The sequence below is a fragment of the Kineosporia sp. A_224 genome (assembly GCF_002198655.1).
Classification (GTDB): domain Bacteria; phylum Actinomycetota; class Actinomycetes; order Actinomycetales; family Kineosporiaceae; genus R-H-3.
Window position 1 is genome coordinate 1 of the sequence record NZ_MWLN01000216.1, and the last position, 16,930, is coordinate 16,930.

General features: G+C 73.9%; 17 protein-coding genes and 1 pseudogene. 10 read left to right on the forward strand and 8 right to left on the reverse strand.

What is annotated here, in order from left to right; genetic code table 11:
* Together EDJALFJO_RS27450 and mmsB are read left to right on the forward strand one after the other, a co-directional pair.
* A pseudogene (locus tag EDJALFJO_RS27450) lies at window positions 1–210 on the forward strand (ABC transporter ATP-binding protein); the annotation flags it as partial.
* Entirely contained in the window at window positions 207–1,457 is a 1,251-nt protein-coding gene (mmsB, locus tag EDJALFJO_RS27455) for a multiple monosaccharide ABC transporter permease (protein ID WP_088289515.1), read from the forward strand. The pseudogene EDJALFJO_RS27450 and the gene mmsB, both read left to right, overlap by 4 nt.
* A 52-nt stretch (window positions 1,458–1,509) precedes the next feature.
* Here mmsB and EDJALFJO_RS27460 read toward each other — a convergent pair whose 3' ends face one another.
* From EDJALFJO_RS27460 to EDJALFJO_RS27470, 3 genes are all read right to left on the reverse strand, one after another.
* Window positions 1,510–2,352, reverse strand: coding sequence for a GNAT family N-acetyltransferase (locus EDJALFJO_RS27460; protein WP_088289516.1), 843 nt, complete (start codon window positions 2,350–2,352; stop codon window positions 1,510–1,512).
* A gap of 135 nt (window positions 2,353–2,487) precedes the next feature.
* Window positions 2,488–2,970, reverse strand: a complete 483-nt coding sequence (locus tag EDJALFJO_RS27465) for an SRPBCC family protein (RefSeq protein ID WP_088289517.1) — start codon at window positions 2,968–2,970, stop codon at window positions 2,488–2,490.
* Between the two features lie 66 nt (window positions 2,971–3,036).
* Window positions 3,037–3,384, reverse strand: a complete 348-nt coding sequence (locus EDJALFJO_RS27470) for a helix-turn-helix transcriptional regulator (protein WP_088289518.1) — start codon at window positions 3,382–3,384, stop codon at window positions 3,037–3,039.
* Between the two features lie 423 nt (window positions 3,385–3,807).
* On the opposite strand from EDJALFJO_RS27470, the gene EDJALFJO_RS27475 reads away from it, so the two are divergent.
* The 4 genes from EDJALFJO_RS27475 to EDJALFJO_RS27490 all read left to right on the forward strand — a co-directional run bounded on the left by EDJALFJO_RS27475 (window position 3,808) and on the right by EDJALFJO_RS27490 (window position 8,713).
* Window positions 3,808–4,308 (forward strand): (2Fe-2S)-binding protein, encoded by a 501-nt coding sequence (locus tag EDJALFJO_RS27475; protein ID WP_088289519.1) that lies wholly within the window; start codon window positions 3,808–3,810, stop codon window positions 4,306–4,308.
* Window positions 4,305–6,800: a xanthine dehydrogenase family protein molybdopterin-binding subunit gene (locus EDJALFJO_RS27480; RefSeq protein ID WP_088289520.1), complete on the forward strand. Its 2,496-nt coding sequence runs from the start codon at window positions 4,305–4,307 to the stop codon at window positions 6,798–6,800. Before EDJALFJO_RS27475 ends, EDJALFJO_RS27480 begins: the two co-directional genes overlap by 4 nt.
* Window positions 6,797–7,651 carry a xanthine dehydrogenase family protein subunit M gene (locus EDJALFJO_RS27485; RefSeq protein WP_088289521.1) on the forward strand — a complete coding sequence of 285 codons (855 nt, stop codon included), beginning with the start codon at window positions 6,797–6,799 and terminating at the stop codon, window positions 7,649–7,651. The genes EDJALFJO_RS27480 and EDJALFJO_RS27485 overlap by 4 nt, the downstream gene beginning before the upstream one ends.
* A gap of 270 nt (window positions 7,652–7,921) precedes the next feature.
* A complete protein-coding gene (locus tag EDJALFJO_RS27490; RefSeq protein ID WP_088289522.1) occupies window positions 7,922–8,713 on the forward strand; it encodes an SRPBCC family protein in 792 nt (263 codons plus the stop codon).
* Between the two features lie 30 nt (window positions 8,714–8,743).
* Here the strand turns inward: EDJALFJO_RS27490 and EDJALFJO_RS27495 are convergent, their stop codons facing one another.
* The gene (locus EDJALFJO_RS27495) at window positions 8,744–9,175 is read right to left on the reverse strand and encodes a GNAT family N-acetyltransferase (protein WP_198950706.1); all 432 of its coding nucleotides are present in this window, start codon (window positions 9,173–9,175) and stop codon (window positions 8,744–8,746) included.
* Window positions 9,162–11,183 (reverse strand): AAA family ATPase, encoded by a 2,022-nt coding sequence (locus EDJALFJO_RS27500; protein WP_143448827.1) that lies wholly within the window; start codon window positions 11,181–11,183, stop codon window positions 9,162–9,164. Before EDJALFJO_RS27500 ends, EDJALFJO_RS27495 begins: the two co-directional genes overlap by 14 nt.
* A 351-nt stretch (window positions 11,184–11,534) precedes the next feature.
* Here EDJALFJO_RS27500 and EDJALFJO_RS27505 point away from each other — a divergent pair, with 351 nt between their 5' ends.
* Both EDJALFJO_RS27505 and EDJALFJO_RS34590 read left to right on the forward strand, forming a co-directional pair.
* Window positions 11,535–12,032 (forward strand): hypothetical protein, encoded by a 498-nt coding sequence (locus EDJALFJO_RS27505; RefSeq protein WP_088289523.1) that lies wholly within the window; start codon window positions 11,535–11,537, stop codon window positions 12,030–12,032.
* Between the two features lie 87 nt (window positions 12,033–12,119).
* Window positions 12,120–12,281 (forward strand): hypothetical protein, encoded by a 162-nt coding sequence (locus EDJALFJO_RS34590; protein ID WP_158220589.1) that lies wholly within the window; start codon window positions 12,120–12,122, stop codon window positions 12,279–12,281.
* 50 nt (window positions 12,282–12,331) lie between these two features.
* On the opposite strand, the gene EDJALFJO_RS27510 is transcribed toward EDJALFJO_RS34590, so the two are convergent.
* Window positions 12,332–12,622 (reverse strand): WXG100 family type VII secretion target, encoded by a 291-nt coding sequence (locus tag EDJALFJO_RS27510; RefSeq protein WP_088289524.1) that lies wholly within the window; start codon window positions 12,620–12,622, stop codon window positions 12,332–12,334.
* Window positions 12,623–12,861: 239 nt separating this feature from the next.
* On the opposite strand from EDJALFJO_RS27510, the gene EDJALFJO_RS33130 reads away from it, so the two are divergent.
* Window positions 12,862–13,638: a DUF4031 domain-containing protein gene (locus tag EDJALFJO_RS33130; protein ID WP_094354980.1), complete on the forward strand. Its 777-nt coding sequence runs from the start codon at window positions 12,862–12,864 to the stop codon at window positions 13,636–13,638.
* Between the two features lie 61 nt (window positions 13,639–13,699).
* Complete coding sequence (locus EDJALFJO_RS27520) at window positions 13,700–14,887, forward strand: alpha/beta hydrolase (protein WP_158220590.1); 1,188 nt, start codon at window positions 13,700–13,702, stop codon at window positions 14,885–14,887.
* Here EDJALFJO_RS27520 and EDJALFJO_RS27525 read toward each other — a convergent pair.
* Together EDJALFJO_RS27525 and EDJALFJO_RS27530 are read right to left on the reverse strand one after the other, a co-directional pair.
* Window positions 14,859–15,899, reverse strand: coding sequence for a LacI family DNA-binding transcriptional regulator (locus tag EDJALFJO_RS27525; protein WP_088289526.1), 1,041 nt, complete (start codon window positions 15,897–15,899; stop codon window positions 14,859–14,861). The genes EDJALFJO_RS27520 and EDJALFJO_RS27525 overlap by 29 nt on opposite strands.
* A 94-nt stretch (window positions 15,900–15,993) precedes the next feature.
* On the reverse strand, window positions 15,994–16,638 hold the full coding sequence (locus EDJALFJO_RS27530; RefSeq protein ID WP_088289527.1) for a metal-dependent phosphohydrolase: 645 nt from the start codon (window positions 16,636–16,638) through the stop codon (window positions 15,994–15,996).
* Window positions 16,639–16,930: the final 292 nt, after the last annotated feature.

A 16,930-nucleotide genomic window follows, 5' to 3' on the forward strand; every position in this document is an offset into this window, starting at 1 on the left:
AAGTACGAGATCTACACGATCGTCAACCGGCTCGCCGCCGAGGGGAAGGCGATCCTGCTGATCTCCTCCGAGCTCCCCGAGCTCATCGGCCTGTGCGACCGGATCTACACGCTCTCCGCCGGCCGCATCACCGGCGAGGTGCCCCGTGACGAGGCGACCCAGGAGCGACTGATGCAACTGATGACGAGCGAGCAGGAGCAGCCAGCATGAGCGTGACCCGGACCCCTGCGGACGCGCCCGCACCCGACACGTTCGAGCCGCTCGGCGGCGCGGGCCGGCGCGGACTTCGGCTGAACGCCCGGGAGAGCGGCATCTACGTCGCCTTCGGGCTCATCGTGCTGCTCTTCGCGGTGCTCACCGACGGCGCCCTGCTGCAGCCGCAGAACATCTCGAACATCATCGTGCAGAACAGCTACATCCTCATCCTCGCGATCGGGATGATCCTTGTGATCATCGCCGGCCACATCGACCTGTCGGCCGGTTCGGTGGTGGCGGTGAGCGGGGCCGTGAGCGCCGTGCTCATGGTCCGGCACGACGTCCCCTGGCCGTTCGCGCTGCTGCTCACCCTGCTGTTCGGGGCGGCGGTCGGGGCCTTCCAGGGCTACTGGGTGGCCTACTTCGGGCTCCCCGCGTTCATCGTCACCCTGGCAGGGATGCTCGTGTTCCGGGCACTCACCCTCACCGTGCTCGGCAACCAGGGGATCGGCCCGTTCCCCGACGAGGTGCGCACCCTGGCCAACGGGTTCCAGCCCGGCTACCTCGGCAACGTCGGTCTCGGTGCGCTCGGCGGGGCCGACCTCGTGAGCCTGCTCGTCCTCGTCGGTGTCGTGGCCGCGATCGTCGTCACCCAGTGGCGCGGGCGGTCGGCCCGGGCGGCGTACGGCCAGAAGGTCGACAGCGTGCCGGTGTTCGTCGCGAAGATGGTCGCGGCGGCGCTCGTCATCGGCTTCGTCGTCGTCCAGCTGGCCCGGTTCAAGAACCTGCCCTGGGTGCTCGTGCTCCTCGCGGTGCTCGTGCTCGCGTACTCCCTGGTGGCGTCCCGCACGGTGTTCGGCCGGCGGATCTACGCGATCGGCGGCAACCTCCAGGCGGCCCGGCTCTCCGGGGTCGACGTCCGGCGGGTGACGTTCTGGATCTTCGTGAACATGGGTGTGCTCGCCGCACTGGCCGGGGTGATCTTCGCCGGCCGGCTCAACCAGGCCGGCCCCACCGCAGGCACGAACTTCGAGCTCGACGCGATCGCGGCCGCCTTCATCGGCGGCGCGGCGGTGCAGGGCGGCGTCGGCAAGGTCGCCGGTGCCATCACCGGCGGCCTGATCATGGGCGTCATCAACAACGGGATGTCGCTCATCGGCGCGCCCAGCGAGCGCGTCATGCTCGTCAAGGGCGCCGTGCTCCTGGCCGCCGTCGCGTTCGACGTGTGGACCAAGCGCCGGGCGGACGGCGGCGGCCGCTGAGCCGGCCCCGACGGTAGGGCCGCTCCCGCCGTCGTCCCGGCGGGTGCTCGGGTCAGGTGAACGTGTACTCCACCGCGTCGCCGACCTGCACGTAGCCCAGCCGCGCGTAGACCCCGTTCGACGTCGGGTTCGCGAGGTCGGTGAAGAGCATCACCTGCTCGGCGCCGTCGTCGAGCAGGGCCCGGCTCACGACGGTGGTCGCCATCGCCGCGTAGCCGCGCCGCCGAAGCGCGGGCGGCGTCCAGACCGGCCCGACCCGGCCGACCCCGAAGGTCGGGCCGGACCGCCCCGCGAGGCTCACCGGCGTGCCGTCGACCTCCCACAGCACGAACCGCCGCTCGGCGACCCCGGAGGCGGCCCGGCGCACGAAGACCTCCCGCGGCTCGGGCTCCCGGTCGGCGAACGCCTCGGTGGAGAAGTCCAGGAGCCAGTCGGCGAGGAGGTCCTCGTCCGCGGGGCCGGCGGTCCGCGCCGTGCCCGGGACGCCGGTCGGCGGGACCAGCGTGCCCAGGACGTGGACGCCCTCGTCGGTCGACACCCGCGCCGTGCCCCCGGTGGCCGCCGTCCAGGCCGCGACGAAGCCGGCCACCGGCCCGCGGATCCCGACGACGCCCTGCGGCGTCCGGCCGGAGCCGAGCAGGGCCTGCGCCAGGAGGTCCCCGGCGGCGTCCGGCCCCGGACCGGTGTAGGCGTTCGGGGCGGTGTGCATCCCGGCGGCGACGACGGCGCCGTCCTGCTCGACGGTCGCGAACCAGGGGTCGTCGCACGTGTACGTGCCGCGGGCCATCCGTTCCGCCACGACCGCGAGGACGTTCGTCAGCACCGGTTCTGCGGCCAGGTGCGCGGCGGCCCGGTCGAGGAAGGCCGCCGGGTCGTCGGTGGTCCACACGTCCATGCCGCAACTCTGGCGGCTCCCGACCACGCCGGTCGACCCGATTGCGCCCACGGCGCGTCGCCCGGCGCGCGCCGTGACGCACCTCAGAGGTAGATCGCCCTCGGTATGCGCGGCGATCTACCTCTGAGGCCGGGATCAGGAGGCGAGGACCTCGTCGAGCTTCTCGTAGCCCTCGCGGACGCCGCCCTCCATGCCGCTCGCGACGAAGGCGTCGCGGTCGGCGAAGCTGTCGACGAGGGACGTCGCGACGAGCTCGGTACGGCCGTCGCCGAGGTCGGTGAAGACGACCTTCTCGAGCGCGACGCCGTCCGGCATGCCCTCGTAGGTGAAGGTCTGGACGATGAGGCCCGACGGGCGGACCTCGTGGAAGGTGCCGTGGAACCAGGCCTCGAAGCCGGTGCTCGTCGTGTGGACGTAGCGGTACGAGCCGCCGGTGCGGCAGTCGTGGTGCTCGACGCGCATCGTCACGTCCCGCGGGCCGAGCCAGCGGACGAGGAGCTCGGGGTCGGTGTGCGCCCGGAACACCTTGTGCGGCGCGGCGTCGAAGACCCGGGTGATGCGGACGAGGGGCACGTCGGGCGCGACCTCGATGCGGGTGTCGTGGGTGCTCGTGGGCATGGTGGTCCTCCGGTTCGTGGGTGGTGCGGGTCGGTGGTCGGGTCGGTGGTCGGGGCCCGGCGAGGGTCAGGCGGGCGGCAGCGGCTCGACGTCGTCCGGCAGGTCGGCGAGGACGTCGTCCAGCCGGCGGAACCGCTCCTCGGCGAGCACCCTGTAGCGCTCGATCCACTTCGTCATCAGGTCGAGCACCTCCGCCTCGAGATGGACGGGACGGCGCTGCGCGTCCCGGGATCGGCTGACGAGGCCCGCGGACTGCAGCACCTTGACGTGCTTGGAGACCGCCTGGACGGTCATGGCGTACGGCTCGGCGAGCTCGTTGACCGTCGCGTCCGCGACGGCGAGCCGGGCGACCATGTCCCGGCGCACCGGGTCGGCCAGGGCGGCGAACACCTGGGAGAGCGCATCTGCCGTCATGGGTCCTCGAGTCCTGCCGGGCCCGTTCGGCATACTCAATCGATCGGTTGAATAGAACGTACTCCCGGTCGTCCCCGTATGCAACCCCTGAGTTGAATACCGAGGGACGGCGGTGCGTGATCCCGCATCGTGCTCCCCGGTGTCCACATTCTTGACACTCGGGCGCGGGCGTGGCGTGGCTGCCTCGAGGGAGTCGTTGTCCGTTATGCCTGCTCTCACGGGGGACCCCCGGCCGCAGGGTCGCCCCCGGGCGGGTATACGGCCGGTGACCTGCGAGGACACGCCGGGAGGCAACTCCCCGCCAGGCCTTGTGTTCGACGCCGCATTCACCTTGGATGCGTCGTGAGTCACATCGAGGTGGCCCGCTCGAGCGGCCGCCTCGTTCCTGCACGAGATGTATGACGTGAGAGGCGTGGAGGCCGCATGGGCACCAGGAGGATCTCCGTCACCGTCGACGGCGTCGCGTACAGCGACGACGTCGAACCCCGCACCCTGCTCGTTCACTACCTGCGTGAGCGCCTGGGCAAGACGGGGACGGTGGTCGGATGCGACACCAGCAACTGTGGTGCGTGCACCGTTCATCTCGACGGCCGGAGCGTGAAGTCCTGCTCCGTGCTGGCCGTCCAGGTCGACGGGAGCGATGTCACGACGATCGAGGGCCTCGCCCAGAACGGTGAGCTGCACCCGGTGCAGCAGGCGTTCCACGAGAACCACGGCCTGCAGTGCGGCTACTGCACGCCCGGCATGATCATGCAGTCGGTCGACCTGCTCAAGGACAACCCCGACCCGAGCGACGAGGAGATCCGCGAGGGTCTCGAGGGCAACCTCTGCCGTTGCACGGGCTACCAGAACATCGTCAAGTCGGTGAAGGCGGCGGCCAAGGCCGGTTCCGTCTCCGCCGGTGTCGCTGGAGGTGCCGCGTGACCGCGGTCGACGAGACCACCGGGGCCAAGGAGTTCGGCCAGTCCCGCCGCCGCAAGGAGGACGCGCGCCTCATCACCGGCCGGACGAAGTGGACCGACAACATCGTCCTGCCCGGCATGGCGCACCTGGCCATGGTCCGCAGCCCCGTCGCCTCGGGGACGATCGCCTCGATCGACGTCGCGGACGCCAAGACGTCCCCGGGTGTCCTCGGGGTCTGGACGGGCGCCGACCTCGACGCCGAGCAGGGCGACCTGCCCTGCGCGTGGGCGGTCACCCCGGACATGAAGCACCCGCGGCGGCCCGCCGTCGCGGCCGGCCGGGTCAAGTTCGCCGGCGAGATCGTCGCGGTCATCGCGGCGCGCTCGGCCGCCGAGGCCCGGGACGCCGCGGACAAGGTCATCGTCGACTACGACGACCTGCCCGTCGTCCTCGACATGAACGAGGCCATCAAGGAGGGCACCCCGCTCGTCCACGAGGAGCTCGGGACCAACGTCAACGCGACGTGGATCTTCGACTCCGGCGAGGCCGGCACCGGCGGCAACGTCGACGAGGCCATCGCCGCCGCGCACGCGGACCCGGACAGCCTCGTCATCGAGCGGACCTTCCGCCAGCAGCGGCTCGTCCCGGCGTTCATGGAGCCGCGCTCCACGGTCGTCGACCCGACGGGCGAGCAGCTCACGGTCTGGTCGGCGACCCAGGTGCCGCACATCGCGCGCTTCCTGCTCGCCGTCGTCCTGGGCATCTCCGAGTCGAAGGTGCGCTTCATCGCGCCGGACGTCGGCGGCGGCTTCGGCGGCAAGATCCACCTGTCGCCGGAGGAGGTCGCGACCGTCCTCATCGCGCGCAAGCTCGGCAAGCCGGTCAAGTACACCGAGACCCGCAGCGAGTCGATCCAGTCGGCGCACCACGGCCGCGACCAGATCCAGAAGATCACGCTGTCCGCCAAGAAGGACGGCACGGTCACCGGTCTCAAGGTGGACCTGCTCGCCGACATGGGCGCCTACCTGGGCCTGGTCACGCCGGGCGTGCCGATCCTCGGCGCGTTCATGTACAACGCGATCTACAAGATCCCGGCGTACCAGTTCAAGTGCGTCAACGTGTTCACGAACAAGGTGCTCACCGACGCCTACCGCGGCGCGGGCCGCCCCGAGGCGACGTACGCCATCGAGCGGATGATGGACACCCTCGCGAACGAGCTCGGGGTCGACCCGCTCGCCCTGCGCGAGAAGAACTGGATCAAGCACGAGGAGTTCCCGTTCACCTCGGTGTGCGGCCTCACGTACGACTCGGGCAACTACGAGGCGGCCACCAGCCGCGCCGTGGAGCTCTTCGACTACGAGGGTCTGCGTCGTGAGCAGGCCGAGCGCCGGGCCCGCAAGGACCCGATCCAGCTCGGCATCGGCATCTCGACGTTCACCGAGATGTGCGGCCTCGCGCCGTCCCGCGTCCTCGGCTCCCTGAACTACGGGGCCGGCGGCTGGGAGTACTCGGCGATCCGGATGCTCCCGACCGGCAAGGTCGAGGTGCTCACCGGGGCCAGCGCGCACGGGCAGGGCCACGAGACGGCGTTCAGCCAGATCGTCGCCGACCAGCTCGGCGTGCCCTTCGAGGACGTCGAGATCCTCCACGGCGACACCCAGATCACGCACAAGGGCCTGGACACCTACGGCTCGCGGTCCCTGGTCGTCGGCGGCATCGCCATCGTCAAGGCGGCCGAGAAGGTCATCGAGAAGGCCAAGCCCATCGCGGCCCACCTGCTCGAGGCCAACGTGGCGGACATCGAGTTCGACTCGGGCAAGTTCTCGGTCGCGGGCACCGACAAGGGCGTGACGATCCAGGAGGTCGCGCTCGCCACCTTCGCGGCGCACAACTACCCCGAGGGCATCGAGCCGAGCATCGACGCGGACGCGACGTTCGACCCGGAGAACTTCTCCTACCCGCACGGCACCCACCTGTGCGCGACGGAGATCGACACCGAGACGGGCAAGGTCACGATCCGCAAGTACGTCTGCGTCGACGACATCGGCACGGTCGTCAACCCGCTCATCGCCGAGGGCCAGGTCCACGGCGGTCTCGCCCAGGGCATCGCCCAGGCGCTGTGGGAGGAGGCGCGTCACGACGAGTCGGGCACGCTGACGACCGCGACGTTCGTGGACTACACGCTGCCGACGGCCGCGGACATGCCGTTCTTCACGACGGACATGACCGAGACCGCGTCGACCTCCAACCCCCTCGGGGTCAAGGGCGTCGGCGAGGCCGGCACCATCGCCTCGACGCCGGCGGTCATCAACGCCGTCGTCGACGCGCTGCGGCCGTGGGGCATCGACGACATCCAGATGCCGACGACCGCGCAGCGGGTCTGGAAGGCCATCCAGGGCAAGGAGTTCGACGCGTCGGTCGGCGCGAAGGACACCCGGGACGGCAGCCACGAGGCGGCGCCCGGCAACGGTGCACCGCTGTGGAGCGGCAACGAGAGTGGAGGTGCCCAGTGATCCCCGCGGCGTTCGACTACGAGTCGCCGGCCAGCGTCGACGAGGCCCTGGCGGTCATCGCCGGTGCCGGTGACCGCGAGGTCAAGGTGCTCGCCGGCGGGCAGAGCCTCATCCCGGTGCTGCGCCTGCGGATGAACGCTCCCGACCTCGTCGTGGACCTCGGCCGTATCGCCGAGCTCCGCGGCGTCCGGGACGACGGCGACGCGATCGCCATCGGCGCGATGACGACGCACGACGACGTCACCCGCGAGCCGCTCATCCGCCAGCACGCCCTGCTGCTGTCGCTCGCGGCGCAGACGGTCGCCGACCCGCAGGTCCGCCACCGCGGCACCTTCGGCGGCTCCCTCGCGCACGCGGACCCGGCGGCGGACATGCCGGCCCCCGCGCTCGCGCTGGGTGCCGAGTTCGTCATCGCCGGCCCCTCGGGCCGGCGCACGGTGGGCGCGTCGGACTTCTTCACCGACCTGTTCACGACAGCGATCGGCGAGGGCGAGCTCCTCGTGGAGGTCCGGGTCCCCAAGCACACCGGCTGGGGCGCCCACTACGAGAAGTTCAACCACGTCGCGCACACGTGGTCGATCGTCGGCGTCGCGGCGGCCGTCCGCGTCGAGGGCGGCACAATCGCCGAGGCCAAGGTCGGCCTGACGAACATGGGCCTCGTCCCGATCCGCGCCACCGCGGTCGAGCAGGCCCTCGTCGGCCAGCCCGCCACGGCGGACGCGATCCGGGCCGCGGCGCAGAACGCCGACCAGGGGACCAACCCCATGAGCGACGCCAGCGCCGACGAGGACTACCGGCGGCACCTCGCCAAGGTCCTCACCGGGCGGGCCGTGCTCGCGGCCGTCGGCTGACCCACCCCTGCACGACAGCACCGCTGCACGTCCGCACCACCGCACCACTGCACGTCCCGGCGGGCCGGGCCTCCTCGTGAGGCCCGGCCCGCCGGCCGTGCGCCCCACCCCCTCCACGACCCCTCAGAGGTAGTTCGCTCTCGATATGCACGCGGATCTACCTCAGAGGGGCTGCCGGGGCAGTCCCTCGTGATGCGCCGTGACGGGGCTGGGGCATGCTGTCGGGAGGTCGGGCAGCGGTGCCCGGCGCGTTCCCCGGAGGACCTCCCTGTGAAGCTCGAGCACACGTTCACCGTCCCGGCGCCCGTCGACCAGGCGTGGGCGACCCTCCTCGACATCGAGGGCGTCGCACCGTGCTTCCCGGGGGCGACCCTGACCGGCACGGACGGTGAGGAGTTCGCCGGGCTCGTCAAGGTCAAGCTCGGCCCGGTGTCGCTCAGCTACTCGGGCAAGGGCCGCTTCCTCGAGCGGGACGACGAGGCGCACACCGTCGTCCTCGACGCGACCGGCCGGGACAAGAACGGCAACGGCACCGCGGGGGCCACCGTGCACGCCCGGATGGAGGCGGACGGCGAGAGCTCGACCCGGGTCGTCGTCGAGACAGACCTCAAGGTGACCGGACGCCCGGCCCAGTTCGGCCGCGGCGTCATCCAGGACGTCGGCGGCAGGATCATCGGCCAGTTCGCCGACTCCCTCGCCGCGAAGATGACCGCCGACGGCGCAGCGCCGGACGCCGCGGACGGCCTCGCCGCCGCAGCGCCGTCCGAGGCCGACCTGGCCGCTCCGCCGGTCGCGGCCGACGACGCAGCCGGCGCCCCGGCCGGCCCCCCGACCCTCGCGGCGGCGACCGCACCGACGCAGGGCCGCCGGCCGCCGGCCCCGCGGCCGCAACCGGTCCGCTCGCTGCCGACGACCTCGGGCACGCCGGACGCCGCGGCCGCCGAGCTCGACCTCGGGACGGCGCTGCTGCCCGTGCTGCTGCGCCGGTTCGCGCCGCCGGTCCTCGTCGCCCTCGTCGCGGCGTTCGTCGCCTGGCGCCTCGTGCACCACCGCCGGCGCTGACCGCGGGCACCCCGGCGGGGTGCCGAGGGCTCAGAGGTCCTTGCGGAGGTGGATGTCGGCCGCGCCCGGTGTCGGGACGCCGTCCCACCGGAAGATCTCGCGGTACCCGTGCCGGGTGTAGAACCCCGGCGCCTGGAACGTGAACGACGTGACGAACACGTGGGTGCAGCCGCGCTCCCGCGCCTGCGCCTCGAACTCCGCGAGCAACCGGCCGCCGAGGCCCGTCCCGCGGTCCTGCGCCCGGACCCAGGTCAGGGCGATCCCGGCCGCGACGCCCCACGTCCAGCCGCTGAGCCCGCCGGCGAGGTCGCCGTCCGCGCCGAGCGCCTGCACCGTGAGGTCCCGCGCGGGGGCCACGCCCGGGGTCGCCGCGGCGTTCACCGCGTCGAGCTCGTCGGAGAGCCGCTGGTCCAGGGCAGGGTCGCCCTCCCCGACGACGACCCGGACGTCAGGCACCGGCACGGAGCGGCTCCGGCAGCGGTTCGGCGTGCACGATCTCCAGGCCGGAGACGGCGCGGGTGAGAACGACGTACAACCGGCGCAGGCCGGTCCGCTCGTCCGGCTCCGCGGCCGCGATCTCCGTCGGCTCGACGACGACGACCCGGTCGTACTCGAGGCCCTTCGCGGTTGTCGCGGGGACGACGCTGACCCGCGGCGGGGGCGGCGGCGCGCCGTCGCCGGCGGCGGTGTCGTCGTCCCGGGGGCCGACCGGCGCGTCGAGGTCGACCGGTTCGGGCAGCGCCTCGTCGCCGAGCACGTGGTGCTCGATCCCCGCGCCCGCCAACGTCTTCGCGCACCGGGCGACGCCTGCGTCGGGGACGATGACGCCGACGCTGCCCTCGGCCCCGAGGGCGTGCCGGACCGCCGTGACGGTCGCCGGCCACAGCCGGGCGGCCGGGACGTGCGTGACGACGAGGCTCCCGGGGTCGTCGCGCACGCTCGTCGGTGCGGACATCCCCGGGGCCATGAACGGCAGCAGCCGCGCCGCGTACTCGATGACGGCCGCGGGCACCCGGAAGCCGCGGTCGAGGATCTCCAGGACGGCGTCGGTGCGCCCGAGGTGGGTCAGCGAGACGTCCCACGACGGGGTCGCCCACGGCGTCGTGCCCTGGGCGATGTCGCCGAGGACGGTCGCCGAGCCCGTTGAGCAGCGCCGCCCGACGGCGCGCAGCTGCATCGGGGAGTTGTCCTGGGCCTCGTCGAGGACGACGTGCCCGAGGCTGGGGGTGCGGCGCAGGACGTCCGCGATCTCGTCGAGCAGGACGGCGTCCTGCAGCGACCAGCGCGACGCCCCGGGCGTCCTGGCCGGCTTCGGGTGCAGGAGCAGGGCCTGCTCGCCGGCGTCGAGGACGCCGTCCGCGCACGCGGCGAGGAAAGCCGCGTCCGACAGGAGCCGGTGCAGCACCTGGGGCGGTGTGAGCGCCGGCCAGACGGCGTCCACCCAGCGCTTCACCTCGCGGCTGCGGGCGACCGCGTCCTGGACCCGGTCGTCGGGGGAGTCGCCGGCCTCCTCGAACTGCAGGAGCAGGGCGTGCGAGAGCCGCTGCGGGAGCATGTCGCGGGCCGCCGCGTACCGGACCCCGCGGCCCGTGAGCTCCGTGACGATCTCCGCCGCCTCGTAGGCCGGCACCCGCCAGCGCCGGGAGCCGCGCGGCAGGACGAGCGCCTCCGTCGGGGTCGCGACGTGCGACCAGACAGCCCGCCGGACGACCTCGGCCATCCGGGCGTCGCCCTTGAGCGTGGCGACGGCGACCTCGTCCGTGGCCCGGACGGCGCCGTGCACGGCGGTCATCGCCTCGACGGTCGTGTGCCGGACCTCGACCTCCCCGAGCGAGGGCAGGACGGCGCTCACGTGGTCGAGGAACGAGGCGTTCGGGCCGACGACGAGGACGCCCGCCCGGCCGAGCTTCTCCCGGTAGGCGTAGAGCAGCCAGGCCGCGCGGTGCAGGCCGACGGCGGTCTTGCCGGTGCCCGGTGCGCCCTGGACGCACACGGTCGTCCCGACGTCGGCCCGGACGATCTCGTCCTGCTCGGGCTGGATCGTCGCGACGATGTCACGCATCGGCCCGACGCGCGGCCGCTCGATCTCGCGGGCGAGGATCTCGCTGCGCTGCTCGCGCTCGCCGGGGTCGGTGAGGTGCTCGTCCTCGTAGGCGGTGATCCGGCCGGCCTCGATGCCGAACCGGCGCCGACGGACGACGCCGAACCGCTCGGTGCGGCTCGCGCGGTAGAAGGCCCGGGAGACGTCCGCCCGCCAGTCGATGACGACCGGGTCGCCGTGCGGGTCCGCGACGTGCCGGCGGCCGACGTACCAGCGCTCGCCGTCGTCGTGGTCGGTGCGGCCGAAGAAGAGCGTCGTCGTCGGGTCGTCGACGAGCGACGCGGCGCGCCGCCACAGCGCGGCCGCGAGGAACTCGCTGTTGAGCCGGTCGGCGCTCTGGACCTCGAGCGACAGGGTCCGGCGACGCATCTCGCCGAGGTGCTCGCGCGCACGGGCGAGATAGGCCTGCTCGGACACCAGGGGATCGGCAGCGGGGGAGTCGGCAGCGGGGGAGTCGGCACCGGGGCCGCGGAGGCCCACCGGCGCGGTGGTGGTCAGGGAGTCGGGTGCGGATATGGACCGGTCAGGCTGTCCAGGCACAAAGAGCGAGCCTACGCCTGACCGCCGACCGGTCTCACCTGCATTTCCCGGGGGCGTGCAACGGGGCTGAGCAGGCGTGCTCATGATCGCTCGGGGGGCGCCGGGGGAAGGTCGTGGCACCACCGTCGGCCGCCCGGCCGGCGGACCACCCCCCGCGCCCGGCGCGGAGAGGAGCCCGACATGGCGCAGCAGCCCACCACCTCGCACCCCGTCCTCTCGACCGCAGCACGCGTCCTCGTGCGTGCCGGTGCGGTCGCCGTCCTCTTCCTGCTCCTCGGGGCCGCGCTCCGCGCCGTCGAGCGGCTCGGCGGCAACGACGGCCCCGCCGGTGCCGACATCGGCGGCGGGATCGCCCTGATCGCCGTCATGCTCGGCGCGGTCGTCGCGGGCGGCGCTGTGGACGGCTACCGCCGCGGGTTCCGGGCCGCTGCGACCGACTGGGCCCTCACGGTCGCGCTCCTGGGCCTGACCGCCGGCGGGTTCGTGGTGCTCGGGACCGTCAACGCCGTCCAGGACCGCGGCATCGGCGGGATGTCGACCGGCGAGGCGCTCACCGGCGTCGGTGCCCCGCTCGCCTTCGTCGTCACCTCCCTCGTCGTGACCGCGGGTGCCCTCGCCGCCGGCGCGGCCGCCCTCGCCGAGTCGGCCCACGACCGTCGCGCGGCTCGGGCGGCCTGAACGTCACCCGTCCGGCCCGCCCGGCCTGTTCACCTTCGCGTGCTACGGTCGCTGAAGATGAACGCCAGGTGAACAGGAGGTGGCTCCATGGCCATCATGGAACTTCCGGTCAGTGAACGGACCGCCCGGGCGCTGCGCCCGGTCGCCCGCTGGGTGCCGCAGGCCGGCGCCGACGGCCGCACCAGGCTCGTCATGGTCTGGTCCGTGCCCGACCCGCAGCCTGCGGACCTCCACGCCGCGGTCGCCTGACCGCCGCTCTCCCGCCGGACCTGACGGCGGCCGGCCCGCGCCGGCCGCCGTCAGCGCGAGAACATCCGCACCGCCGACTCCTCGGCCTCGGCGTACTGCCGCCCCGCCGTCGAGAGCGCCTGCTGGATCTCCTCGAGCACCGCCCGCACCCGCTCCTGCGTCGCCCGCCAGTCGCTCACCACGTGCTGGAACGACGACGAGGCCTGGCCCCGCCAGCTGCCCTGCAGGTCGAGCAGGTTGCGCATCATCCGGTCCACCTCGGTGCCGATCTGCGCCGCCGACGCGTGCACTGCGGCGCTCGCCTGCGCCACCTGTGCACTGTCCACCTGGAACTGCGTCATCGCCGACCTCCTCCTCCGCCGCCGTGCGGCGGCTGCCCGCGGCCGGGCTCCCGACCGTCCGGTGCCGACACTGGCACGGACCCGCGACGGCCGGCGCCGTCATCCACAGGCGCGGCCGTTGCTGCGGTCGTCCACAGCGGGTGCTCCGGGTCGACCCTGACCGGATGTCAGTCGAGGACCGGGATCCGCAGCGACGTATGTCCACAGGCCGCACCGCGGGACGCACCTAGAGTGCCCGCATGGCCGTGCTCATCGACCCCCCGCTGTGGCCCGCCCACGGCCGTCGGTGGTCGCACCTGGCCAGCGACGCCTCACTGCGCGAGCTCCACGAGTTCGCCGCGGCCGTGGGCATCCCCGACCGCGGGTTCGAGGGTGACCACTACGACGTCCCCGAAGAGCGCTACGCCGCGACGGTCGCCGCGGGGGCCCTGCCGGTGAGCAGTCGTGAGCTGCTGCGGCGGCTGCAGGGGTCCGGGCTGCGCCGGCCCAAGCGTCGCGGCGAGCGGGTGCTCACGAGCAGCCACGCCCCGGACGGCGCGGGCCGGGTCGATGCGATGCTCTCCGCGCTGCCCCCGCTCGGCCGGGTCACCGGTGTGCACGCCGTCGTCGTCGCCGGCCACGACCTGCTCGTCCTGCCCGACGGTCCGGACGGCGTCGGGTACCGGCTGCCCGCGCACGCCCTGGGCCCCGGCGACGCGGACGAGGGCGCCGCAGCCTCCGCGCAGTCGCTCGTCGTCGCCCTCGTCGGTGGCGGCGCCGTCCCGCTGCTGCCGGCGGCCACCCAGGTCGGCTACCTGCGCCGGGTCGGGCCCGGCGCCCGGGTCGCCGACCCGGTCGTCGAGAACGAGGTGGTGCTGCGGTTCGTCCTCGGCACCCCGGCCCCGCGCCCCGCGGGCGGAGCGGCCTGGGTCGCCGCGCGGGAGGCGGTCGCGCTCCTCGCCGGACCGGTCGCGGCCCTCGCCGCCGGCGCCGCGTACCGGCTGCCCGGGCGCCCCGTCGGGCCGACGTCCATCTGACCCGGAACGGCTCGCCGCCCGGCTCTCGACCGGTGGCCCGGCGCAGGGCAGGATGCGCGCTGTGACCGTTCCCGCCGACCGCCCCGGACGTGGACATGGACATGGACGTGGACGCCGCATCGTCCGCCGGTCGGTCCGGACCCTCGCCACGCTCCTCGTCCTCGGGGTCGCGGCGGTCGCGGGGATCGCCTGGTACTTCTCCGGCGCGGCGCTCGCCGTCGACCACAGCCCGTACTACCCGTACGTCGTCCAGCGGGCGGTCGGCGGCACCGTCCAGCTCGACCGGGACCGCTGGTCCGAGGTGCCCGGCCGGTACGGGCTGCGCTGGGCCGGCGGTTACGGGACCGTCGGCGACGTCACGGCCGCGGCCCCGGGGGCGCACCCCGGCTCCGTCGTCCGGTCGTTCACCCCGGTCACCGGGACTCCCGCGGCAGGCACCCCGGTGTGGGTCGACCCGTTCGCGTACACCGGCGACCCGAGGACGGCCCTCGGCCTGGCGTACAGCGAGGTCGCCGTCCCCGGCGACGGCGGCGACCTGCCGACCTGGTACGTCCCCGGTGCCACCGGGGCGACCACGTGGGTGGTCTTCGTCCACGGTCGCGGCGGGACCCGCGAGGAGTCGCTGCGCTACCTCAAGGCCTGGAACGCCAGGGGTCTGCCGGTCGTCGTCCCGATGTACCGCAACGACGTCGGTGCCCCCGCGAGCCCCGACGGCCGATACCACCTCGGCGACACCGAGTGGCGCGACGCGGCCGCCGCGGTCCGCTGGGCACAGGGCCAGGGCGCCCGCGACGTCGTCCTCGCCGGCTGGTCGATGGGCGGCGCGATCGCGCTCCAGGTCGCCGACCGGTCGGACGTCGCCCGGGCGGTCCGCGGCCTCGTCCTCGACTCGCCCGTCCTCGACTGGCGCGACACCTTCGCCCGCCAGGGGGCGGACCGCGGGCTGCCGCCCTGGGTCACCGCGGTCGCCGTCCGCGCCGTCGAGGCCCGGGCGGACGTCGACCTCGACCGGTTCGACTGGCCGGCCCGCGCCGCTGACCTGAAGGTGCCCGTCCTCCTCTTCCACAGCGAGGACGACACGTTCGTGCCGGACGGACCGTCCCGGGCGCTGGCCCGTGCCCGGCCCGATCTCGTGACCTTCGTCGACGTCCCGGGCGCCGAGCACACCCGGGCCTGGAACGTCGACCCCGCCCGCTACGAGCAGGCGATGGCCGACTGGTTCATCCGGACCGGGATCGCCGCGACGTAGGCGGTGCGGTGGATCCCCGGACGACGAGCGTCGGGCGGAACATGTACTCCGCCCGCGGCGCCGGGTTGCCGGCCATCTCCTCGAGCAGGGCGCGGGCCGCGGTCTCGGCGATGTCCTCGGAGGGCTGCCGCACCGTGGTGAGCGCGGGTTCCGTGAACTCCGCCAGCGGGATCCCGTCGCTCCCGACGATCGACAGGTCTTCCGGCAGCCGCAGCCCGCGGCGCCGGGCGGCCCGGATCGCGCCGAAGGCCATGACGTCCGAGCCGCACACGACCGCCGTGACACCGCGGTCGAGGAGCGCCTCGGTGGCCTCCTCGCCGCCCTCGACGGTGAACACCGTCGTCTCGAGCAGGTCGTCGAGCTGGGCGGGGGTCGCGGCGGGGTCGACGTGCGACCGGTACGCGACGGCGAAGCCGGCGACCTTGCGCCGCACCGGCACGTAGCGGTCGGGCCCGAGGGCCAGGCCGATCCGGGTGTGCCCGAGGCCGGCGAGGTGCTGCACCGCAAGCTCCATGCCCGCTGCGTCGTCGTTCGACAGGAAGGGGGCGTCGACGTCGGGCAGGTAGCCGTTGACGAGGACGATCGGCAGGCCGCGCTTGCGCAGGGCGACGTAACGCGCCGGGTCGGAGTCGACGTTCGCGTGCAGGCCCGACACGAAGACGATGCCTGACACGTTGCGCTCCAGCAGCATCCGTACGTACTCGTCCTCCCGCACGCCGCCGGGCGTCTGGGTGCAGAGGACCGAGGTGACGCCCTTGTCCGCGAGGGCGGTCTCGATGACCTGCGCGACGAGCGGGAAGACCGGGTTCGTCAGCTCCGGGACGATGAGCCCGACGAGCCCGCTCGTCCTCGTGCGCATGCGTTCGGGGCGCTCGTAGCCGAGCAGCTCCATGGTCCGCAGGATCTCCTTGCGGTTGGCCTCGGAGACGCCTGGCTTGTTGTTGAGCACACGGCTGACCGTGGCCTCGCTGACCCTGGCCCGCGAGGCGATGTCGGCAAGGCGCACCCTCACCCCCGCAGACTAGCCGCGACCGGGAGCACGTGACCCGAAACAGCACCCGCAAGTCGGTGCGACTTGCACGCAACCCGTGCCAGGGTGAACGGGATCAGCCGCCGAGGCCGGCCAGCTCCGCCGCGACGTTGGCCCGGGCGGCGGCCTCCCAGCGCTGCCGGCCCTGCGCCGTCCGGTAGAGCCGGTCCGCCGCGACGAGCCCGGCGAGGACGGCGCTGCGCCCGGCCCGGAAGGCGTCGTCCGGCACCGCTGAGTACTCGGCCCGGACGGCGGCCGCGTACCGGGCGTAGCGCGGCGCGGGGGCGGCGAGGATGGCGAGGTCCGCGTCGCTGAGCACCGCCTCGTCCGGGTCGCCGTCCGACGGCGCGTGCGCCGCGGTCATCCGGACGAGCCGGGCCACCCGCGCCGCCCGGTCGGCGGGCACCCCGAGACGGGCGAGCACCTCCTCGGCGAGGACGGCGCTGGCTTCCTCGTCGTCCCCCGGCCGGCCGTCGTAGACCGCGTCGTGGAACCACGCGGCGAGCCGGACCGCGGCCGGGTCGGCGGCGTCGGCCGCGAGCAGGTCGACCGCGGCGAGCACCTCGGTGAGGTGCTCGGTGTCGTGGTAGCGGCGGTGCGGTTGCGCCCAGCGGGCCAGCAGGTCGGTGCCCGCGGCGTCGACGGCGGCGGGGCCGGCCGTCGCACCTGCCGACCGGACGGCGTCCCGCCAGGCGTCGAGGAGGTCCGTCACGGGGCCCATCCTCGCGGTCCCGTCGCGACAAAGCGACGGAGCACCGTCGCGGCCGTCAGGGGGAGCGGTCGCGACGGTGCTCCGTGCTCGGCGCGCACGTCTGCGCGCCCGGTGAGGACCAGACCTCACCACCGGCCGCCGGAGGGGAGCCGCGGCCGGCTGCCGCCGGTGGCTCGGGATCACCGGCGGGTCCTGCCCGCAGGTGCCGGGGAGAGCACCTGCGGTCCTGCGTCGGCCGTCGCGGCGGGAGGTCCGCGTCGGCCGGGTTCTCGGGCGGCGTGGGGCCGGGAGGTCCCCACGC